This is a genomic window from Nocardia xishanensis NBRC 101358, from assembly GCF_001613365.1.
Lineage (GTDB): Bacteria > Actinomycetota > Actinomycetes > Mycobacteriales > Mycobacteriaceae > Nocardia > Nocardia xishanensis.
This window is the reverse complement of record NZ_BDCF01000023.1, coordinates 104079-111508: the sequence shown is the minus strand read 5'-3', so window position 1 is coordinate 111508 and position 7430 is coordinate 104079. Positions and strand designations below refer to the sequence as shown.

At 69.7% G+C, this 7430-nt stretch carries 6 protein-coding genes; 1 reads left to right on the top strand and 5 read right to left on the bottom strand.

Annotated elements, in window-relative coordinates; all coding sequences use genetic code 11:
- Nucleotides 1-185 precede the first annotated feature (185 nt).
- Entirely contained in the window at nucleotides 186-803 is a 618-nt protein-coding gene (locus NX1_RS19865) for a TetR/AcrR family transcriptional regulator (RefSeq protein WP_068061451.1), read from the bottom strand.
- 369 nt (nucleotides 804-1172) lie between these two features.
- Between NX1_RS19865 and NX1_RS19860 the strand changes: the two genes are divergently transcribed.
- Nucleotides 1173-3014, top strand: a complete 1842-nt coding sequence (locus NX1_RS19860; RefSeq protein WP_245668589.1) for an alkyl/aryl-sulfatase — start codon at nucleotides 1173-1175, stop codon at nucleotides 3012-3014.
- Nucleotides 3015-3041: 27 nt separating this feature from the next.
- Here the strand turns inward: NX1_RS19860 and NX1_RS19855 are convergent, their stop codons facing one another.
- The 4 genes from NX1_RS19855 to NX1_RS19840 form a co-directional block, all read right to left on the bottom strand.
- On the bottom strand, nucleotides 3042-4160 hold the full coding sequence (locus tag NX1_RS19855) for an acyl-CoA dehydrogenase family protein (protein WP_068061448.1): 1119 nt from the start codon (nucleotides 4158-4160) through the stop codon (nucleotides 3042-3044).
- 82 nt (nucleotides 4161-4242) lie between these two features.
- The gene (locus NX1_RS19850) at nucleotides 4243-5664 is read right to left on the bottom strand and encodes a DUF1254 domain-containing protein (RefSeq protein WP_245668583.1); all 1422 of its coding nucleotides are present in this window, start codon (nucleotides 5662-5664) and stop codon (nucleotides 4243-4245) included.
- A gap of 60 nt (nucleotides 5665-5724) precedes the next feature.
- Nucleotides 5725-5916 carry a ferredoxin gene (locus tag NX1_RS19845; protein WP_068061505.1) on the bottom strand — a complete coding sequence of 64 codons (192 nt, stop codon included), beginning with the start codon at nucleotides 5914-5916 and terminating at the stop codon, nucleotides 5725-5727.
- A gap of 5 nt (nucleotides 5917-5921) precedes the next feature.
- On the bottom strand, nucleotides 5922-7391 hold the full coding sequence (locus NX1_RS19840) for a cytochrome P450 (RefSeq protein WP_157119875.1): 1470 nt from the start codon (nucleotides 7389-7391) through the stop codon (nucleotides 5922-5924).
- Between the last annotated feature and the right edge of the window lie 39 nt (nucleotides 7392-7430).

Below are 7430 nucleotides of genomic sequence, written 5' to 3'. Positions count from 1 at the left end.
CGCCGCGCGTGCGCACCCGGCACGGCCGGGGTCGCGGCGGCGCGTGGAAGCCGCGCAGCGGCGGCTCGTTGTGCGGAGCAGGCGACAACGCCTTGTGATCGTCGGACATCCGGCACCCCCTGAACTCGGACAGCTTGTCGCTAGCCGATTCTGCTCACCGGAGCCGCGATCGCTTGAGTAGTCGACTACCCGAAATCGGACCGCCCAGGATGATCCGCGTGCAGCAGCGCCGCGAGGGCGCGTCGGACGGCGGCGGAGGCGGCCGCGCGGGAAAGCCCGCGCCGTTCCACCAGGTGGTGCCGGAACGGCCAGCCGACGGTGGCGTCGATCGTGTCGAGCAGTTCCTCGTCGGATTCGCCGGTCCTGGTCAGCTCGGTGCGGAAGGCGTGCCCGAGTGCGGCGCGAATCCGGCTGTCGGTCAGTCGCATTCGCGCGTCGACGGCGGGCAGGCTGTGCGATTCGAGCAGGCCGAGCACCCGAGGGTTGCGCTGTAGCGCGAAGATGTCGGCGCTCTGCTCGACGACCAGATCGATGCGCGCGTCAAGCGGCAGCTCGGGATCGATGGTCCGGATCAGGGCCTCGACCTGTTCGGACTGCCGGTCGACAGCGGCGACGCGCAATTCGTCGATGCCGGGAAAGTGGACGAAGATGCTGCGCTCGGATGCGCCGGCGCGCTGCGCGATGTCCTTGGCCGTCGGCGCGAAGACGCCCTCCTTCACCGCGGCCAGCAGAGCGTCGATGATCGCGGTCCTGGTCTGCTCCGGATTGCGGCGCCGCCGCGCGCCGGTTGTGCCCTCACCCATGACCGCATCCGATCACAGGTCGCCCGGTCGGTCGGCGACCGGTCCCGAAGGCGCGGGCGGATTTCGGCGGGCAGAGCACTATTGCAGTATCGCTGCAATAGTGCGTATGGTCGACCGACCGCCGACGGACGGCGGCTGCCGGGCGCTTGCCCGCGGGACGAGCGAGGAGCGTGCATGGTCGAGCGGGAGAACGGGGAGACCGCGCGGCGAGTGTCCCGGCGCGGCGTCTTCGGCGTCGGCGCCGCCGCGCTGGCCGCCGCCGGCGTCGGACTCGGCGGCTGCGCGGACGACGACGAGGTGCGTCCCTCGGCCACCCCGACCGAGCCCAGCGAGCACATCCTGGCCGCGAACCAGCGGGCCGCCGAGACCATGCCCTTCTCCGACACCGAAGACTTCGCCGACGCCGACCGCGGCTTCCGCGCGGCGCTCGACCCGGGCGTCGTCACCGATGCGCAGGGAAAGGTCGTGTGGGACAACGACTCCTACGGTTTCCTGCGGGAGCCCTGCCCGCAGTCGGCGCATCCGAGCCTGTGGCGGCAGGCCCAGCTCACCGTGAAGCAGGGCCTGTACGAGATCGCGCCCGGCTTCTACCAGATCCGCGGCCTCGACCTGTCGAACATGACGCTGGTCGAGGGCGACACGGGCGTCGTCGTGATCGATCCGCTGATCTCGGCCGAGACCGCGGCCGCCGGACTGGCGCTCTACCGCGCGCATCGCGGGAACCGCCCCGTCACGGGATTGATCTACAGCCACTCCCACGTCGACCACTTCGGCGGCGCGCTCGGCGTGACCACCGAACAGGACGTCGCCGCCGGTCGCTGCCCGGTGCTCGCGCCCGTCGGCTTCCTGGAACACGCTGTCGCCGAGAACATCTACGCCGGAACGGCGATGGCGCGGCGCGCGGCGTACATGTACGGCGCCGCACTGCCGCGCGGCCGGAAGGGGCAGATCGGCGCCGGGCTCGGCCAGACCACCTCGCTCGGCACCGTCACCCTGATCGCGCCCACCGTCGAGATCGTCCGCACCGACCAAGAGGAGACGATCGACGGGGTGCGCATGGTGTTCCAGCTGACGCCGGGCACCGAGGCGCCCTCGGAGATGAACTTGTGGTTCCCCGGCCGCAGGGCGCTGTGCATGGCCGAGAACGCCACCCACACCATGCACAACCTGCTGACCTTGCGCGGAGCGTTGGTCCGTGATCCGCACGTGTGGTCGAAGTACCTCACCGAATCGATCAATCGCTACGGCCGCGCCAGCGACGTGGTGTTCTCCTCCCACCACTGGCCGGTCTGGGGCACCGACCGGATCGTGGAATTCCTTTCCGCGCAACGAGATCTGTACGGCTACCTGAACGACCAGACGCTGCGGCTGCTGAACAAGGGCTACGTCGGGGCCGAGATCGCCGAGATGATGCAGCTGCCGCCCGGCCTGACGAAGTCCTGGTCGACGCACGGCTACTACGGTTCGGTCAGCCACAACGTCAAGGCCATCTACCAGCGGTACATGGGCTGGTTCGACGGCAATCCCGCGCACCTGTGGCAGCATCCGCCGGTCGAGTCCGCCAAGCGCCACGTCGAGGCGATGGGCGGCGCGAAGGAAGTGCGGAAGAAGGCGCAGCGGGCCTACGACGCGGGCGACTACCGATGGGCGGTGCAGCTGCTCGACTACGCCATCTTCGCCGATCCGGCGGACACGACAGCGAAACTCTTGCAGGCCAGTGCTTTCGAGCAGCTGGCGTACGGATCGGAGAACGCCACCTGGCGCAATTTCTTCCTCAGCGGCGCGCACGAACTCCGCAACGGCTCGTTCGGCACGCCCACCCAGGCGAATTCCGGCAACCTGCTGAGCGCGCTCAGCGTGGAGCAGGCGTTCGACGCGATGTCGCTGCGCCTGGACGGGCCGAAGGCGTGGGACACCAGGTTGGTCATCGACTGGCGTTTCCGCGACGAGGGCGATCGCACGCACCGCGCCGAACTTCGCAACGGTGTGCTCGTGCACTACGACCGTCACCCCGGCGACGGACTGCCCGCACCGGACGCCACGATCACGCTCACCCGCGCCGCGCTGCTGCGATCGTTCGTCGCGGGCGGCGATCTGCGGGCGGCGGTGCGCGACGGCGAGATCGCGATAGAGGGCAACGCGGCGGCGCTCGCGCAGCTGCCAGGACTGTTCGACAAGCCGGATCCCGGCTTCGCCATCGTCACACCGTGACGCGAATGAGGGTGGCTCGCGGGCGGATCAGTCGATGACGCCGAGGACTTCCTTGCCGATCACGCCGGCCAGCACCTCGGTCGAATACGCCATGAGCTGACCGGCTTCGGCGTCGCGCAGGTGCCGCTGGATGGGCGAGCGCCTGAGGTATCCGGACGCGCCGCCGACCCGGACGCCGAGCTGCGCGACGTCGACGGCGACCTTGTTGGCGAGGTACTTGGAGCGTCCCAGCGTCGGCAGGAACGCGGGAAGCCCGTTGTCCGCCTGCCACAGCGCCTGCTCGTACAGCGCGTGCGCCGCGGCCAGCCTGGTCTGCGCGTCGGCGACCTCGTGCTGCACCCACTGTTGGTGCGACAGCGGAGCGCCGAGGATCACCCGCGATGTGGCGTGCTCGACGAGGGCGTCCAGCGCAGCGTCGGCGATGCCGAGCGAGAGGGCTGGCAGCCCGGCGGGTATCACCGCGAAATCGCCTGCGTCGGGCCGCCTGCCGCGGTATTCGGCGCGCAGCACGGTCCGTTCGAAGGACAGCAGTTGACTGCGGGTGGCGCGCAACCCGAGGGTGTCCCAGATCGGGATTATCGACACCGTCGCGTCCGGCGCGAGCCCGAAGAAGGTCGGCTCTCCGTCGACCAGGGCGTTGACCAAGAGATAGTCGGCGATCTCCGCGCCGGAGACGAAGCGCTTCGCGCCGGTCAGTTCCCATCCGCCGGGCGCGGGCACGGCCTCCTGTTGCGGCTGGAGGAACCGGTTGCCGCTGGCGGGTTCGGAGAGCGCGTTCGCGAATCGCTTGCCCGCCAGGAACTCCTGGGCGAAGAACGAGCCGAGCGTGTCCGCGGTGATCTCGGCCAGCGCGACGCCCGCGCCCGCGTGCATGGTCCAGATGGTCGCGGTGGAGGGATCGGCCTTCGCCAGCGTGCGCACCAGCCGCCCGAACGCCCGGTAGCTCAGTCCGGTCCCGCCGACGCGCTCCGGCAGCACCGCGCGATCGACCTCGGCCTCGCGCAGCGCCGTCAGATGGTCGACTGCGATCTCCGCGCGTTCGTCGTAATCGGCAGCGACAGACGCGAATTCGGCGGACAGCTCGGTGACGCGATCGAGCGCAGCACGCTCGCTGACGCGCAACGGGAAAGGACTGGGATCGGTCACTGGGCGCTCCGGTCGCGAATCGGCGGACGGGTCTCGACCAGCCTACGCAGCCAGGGCGCTGTTCGGCGCGAAGCGCTCTCGCTCACGGAACGGGCGTGACGGCGGGCAGTTGCCATCGACCGTCGATGGCCTCGGGCCGCGGCGCGTACAGCCGCATGATGAGCGAGAACTCGCCCTCCGCCGGAATGGGCAGCCAATTGTGCTGCGGCACAGCGGGTCCCGGATTCCGGTGCTGAATCGCCAGCTCGACCGCACCGTCCGGGCTCGGCACCACCGGCTCCTGATGGCCGATGGAATAGATGTTCGCCGGATTGGGCACCAGGTAGCCGTCCGCACCGTACGCGGTGATCGACCAGAACGCGTCGACGGGCGGGGTCTGCCGCGGCTCGAAACGCAGCCGGAACCGCTTGGGCGTGCCGTAGGTGTCCGCGGTGCCGAAATAGGTGGGATAGATCGCGTCCTGGGGCAAGTTGGTGCCCAATCCCTTGTCCGCCACCGCGGCTCGGTGCAGATAGTCGGTGCCGTAGACACCTGCTGCCGGATCGAAGGTCCAGCCGTTGTCCATCCGGGTCTGCGGGTCGACGTAGACGCCGATCGTCCGTCTCGCGTCGTCGGCCGCGGTGGTGAGGGCCGCGTTCGAGAGTCCCTCGACCCGGCCGCCCGGCTCGATACCGATGCGGGCGAACCGCTCCATCGCCGGTGCGTCGGCGGGTGCGGGCGGATCGATGCTCATCAGCGCGCAGAGCCGGTCGTAGAAGCGCCTGGCGTCCATCTCGGTGACCTGCTCGGCGGGCGGCCGCGACGGTGGCGGCCGCAACGGCTCGGCGGACGAGGGCCGACGAGCGACCCAGTCGTCCAGCGAGACCAGCCGCACGTCCCGCTGGATCGCGCGCACGGCCGGGATGTCGTCGGGGCCGTCGACCTGGATGCGGCCGAGCACCCACACCGTCGGCGTCGGCATCGGTAGCGGGGTCAGCTCGTCGGGCAGCGCGCCGGACCAGTTCGGTCCGGTGATCACGTAGCCGAACGGCGGCGTGCGTACCCCGGCCCGCACCTGAGGGTGCACGCTGCCCGGATTGTGCACGGTGTTGGTCCAGGCGTCCATGATCTGCATCAGCCAGAAGCGGTCCCGGTCCATCGCCGGGACCTGCAACGCGACGGGGCCGTGCGAGAGATCGAGCCAGGCGCTGGAATACAGGGTGTCCACGTTCAACCGCACGATGTCGCGCCGATCCGGCGTCGGCAGCACATCGGAATGCTGGAAATGGTTGACCGGCGTGCTCTCCAGCGCCGCCTTGCGCGTCTCGTGCATCAGCAGCAGCGGATAACCGAAGACGTAGGCCTCGTTCGCGATGGCGGCGGACTCGCCCGTGACGGCCGCGTCCTCGTCGTCGCGGCCGCACGCGGCAAAGCCGAGCGCGGTAGCCGTCGCCCAGCCGAGCATCGTGCGGCGCGTGATCACGCGTCCGGCACTCGACGACGCAGCGTCATCCGGCTCGCTCATGAGTCTCCTCGTGCGAACGTTCGAGGGACGGTTTCGCGAGTTCAGCCACTTATTCGTCGATCACATTCGATCCTCTGCCCACCGTAGCGCCTTGACCGGACAGCTGTCGACGGCCAGCGCGACGACCTCGGCGTCCGCCGGAGAAACCGACTCGACCAGCGGCGCGACGACACCGTCCGCGCCGACGCGGAACAGCGCGGGCGCGAGCGCCTCGCACATGCCGTGCCCCTCGCACCGGCCGCGGTCGGCCATGAGCTTCACCGCCCGATCCGTTCGAGCCGGATGGGCAATCCGTCGGCCGGCGTCGGTCCGGTGCCGGCCACCAACGGCACCTGGTAGCCGGCGGGCACCGTCCAGCGGTACTCGAGCAGCATCTGGTGCAGCACGGCTTTTACCGTCATCCCGCCGAAGTAGAGGCCGATGCACTTGTGTGCCCCGCCGCCGAACGGCGACCATGCGAAGCGGTGCGCCTTGTCCTCGCGGCGTTCCGGCGCGAATCGCTCGGGATCGAAAGCGTCCGCGTCGCGCCAGAATTCCTCGGTGCGCATCATGGTGTACGGACCGCACATGACCAGCGTCCCGCGCGGCACGTAGTGGCCGAGGATCTCGGTGTCGCGCAGGGTTTCCCGAGCCTGCTGGGCGACCGGCGCGTACATCCGCAGCGCCTCCTTGAACGCCATGTCCAGCGCGGGCAGCCGATCGAGATCGTCGTAGTCGAGCGAGACCTTGCCCAGCGCACGGGATTCGGCGCGCAGCCGCTCCTGCCACTCGGGATGCCTGCCCAGTTCGCCGACCAGCATGGCCGAGGCGATGGTGCTGGTGTCGTGGGCGGCCATCATCACGAAGATCATGTGCTGGACGACCTCGTCGTCGGTGAAGGTGTGGCCATCGACGGTGCTGGCCCGGCACAGCACGCTGAACAGGTCGTTGCCCTCTCCCGCGCGCTTGACCGGGAGTTCGCGGCGGAAGTATTCCTCGAGCACCCGGCGCCCGCGCAGCCCGCGCGCCCATACCCCGCCGGGCAGGTTGGCGCGCACCAGCGCCGTCCCGCCGTGCACCGCGTCCTCGAAGGCCCGCTCCAGCCGGTCGCCCTGCCGGCTGAACTCGGCGCCCGCGAACACCTCGGTGGCCTGTTGCAACAGCAGCTTCTTGATGGCGCTGTAGACCGGGAAATCCGGGGCGGGCCGCCACTTCTCGATCCCCTCGCGCAGCAACGGCGTGGTCAGGTCGAGGTAGCCGACCAGCCGTGGCCGGGTGAACGCCTGCTGCATGATCCGGCGATGGAACAGGTGGTCGTCGAAATCGCGCAGCAGCAGTCCGCCGCGGAAGAACGGGCCGATGAAGAACTCCCAGCCACGTTGCGCGGAGAAGACCTTGTCCCGGTCCAGCATGACGACCTCGAACGCCTCCGGGCTCGCGACGGTGACCACCGGCTTGCCGAGCACGCCCATCCACTGCACCGGACCGAACTGTTCGAAACGCTTGCGGGCGAACTCGATCGGATCGGCGAGGGTGTGCAGGGTGTATCCGATGCCGGGCGGCCCGAAGTCGCCGAGGGTCGGGCGCAGCCCGCTGCCCGCCGGCGGTTCGGCCAGCGGCCGCGCCTTCGCCGGATAGTGCCGCACCAACCGGACGCTGACCCGTTGCACCCGCCACGACAGCCGCGTCCGCAGCTGTCTGGCCCCTTCGGACACCGCACTGACTCGTTGTGGCACGAGAAGACTCATGGTCCTGTTCCCTTCGCGACGCTGCGATGCATCGACCAT

Excerpts from the sequence above, each read along its gene's own strand:
- NX1_RS19865 (WP_068061451.1), bottom strand. The coding sequence starts at position 803 with ATGGGTGAGGGCACAACCGGCGCGCGGCGGCGCCGCAATCCGGAGCAG.
- NX1_RS19860 (WP_245668589.1), top strand. The coding sequence starts at position 1,173 with ATGCCCTTCTCCGACACCGAAGACTTCGCCGACGCCGACCGCGGCTTC.
- NX1_RS19845 (WP_068061505.1), bottom strand. The coding sequence starts at position 5,916 with ATGGCCGACCGCGGCCGGTGCGAGGGGCACGGCATGTGCGAGGCGCTC.
- NX1_RS19840 (WP_157119875.1), bottom strand. The coding sequence starts at position 7,391 with ATGAGTCTTCTCGTGCCACAACGAGTCAGTGCGGTGTCCGAAGGGGCC.
- NX1_RS19850 (WP_245668583.1), bottom strand. The coding sequence starts at position 5,664 with ATGAGCGAGCCGGATGACGCTGCGTCGTCGAGTGCCGGACGCGTGATC.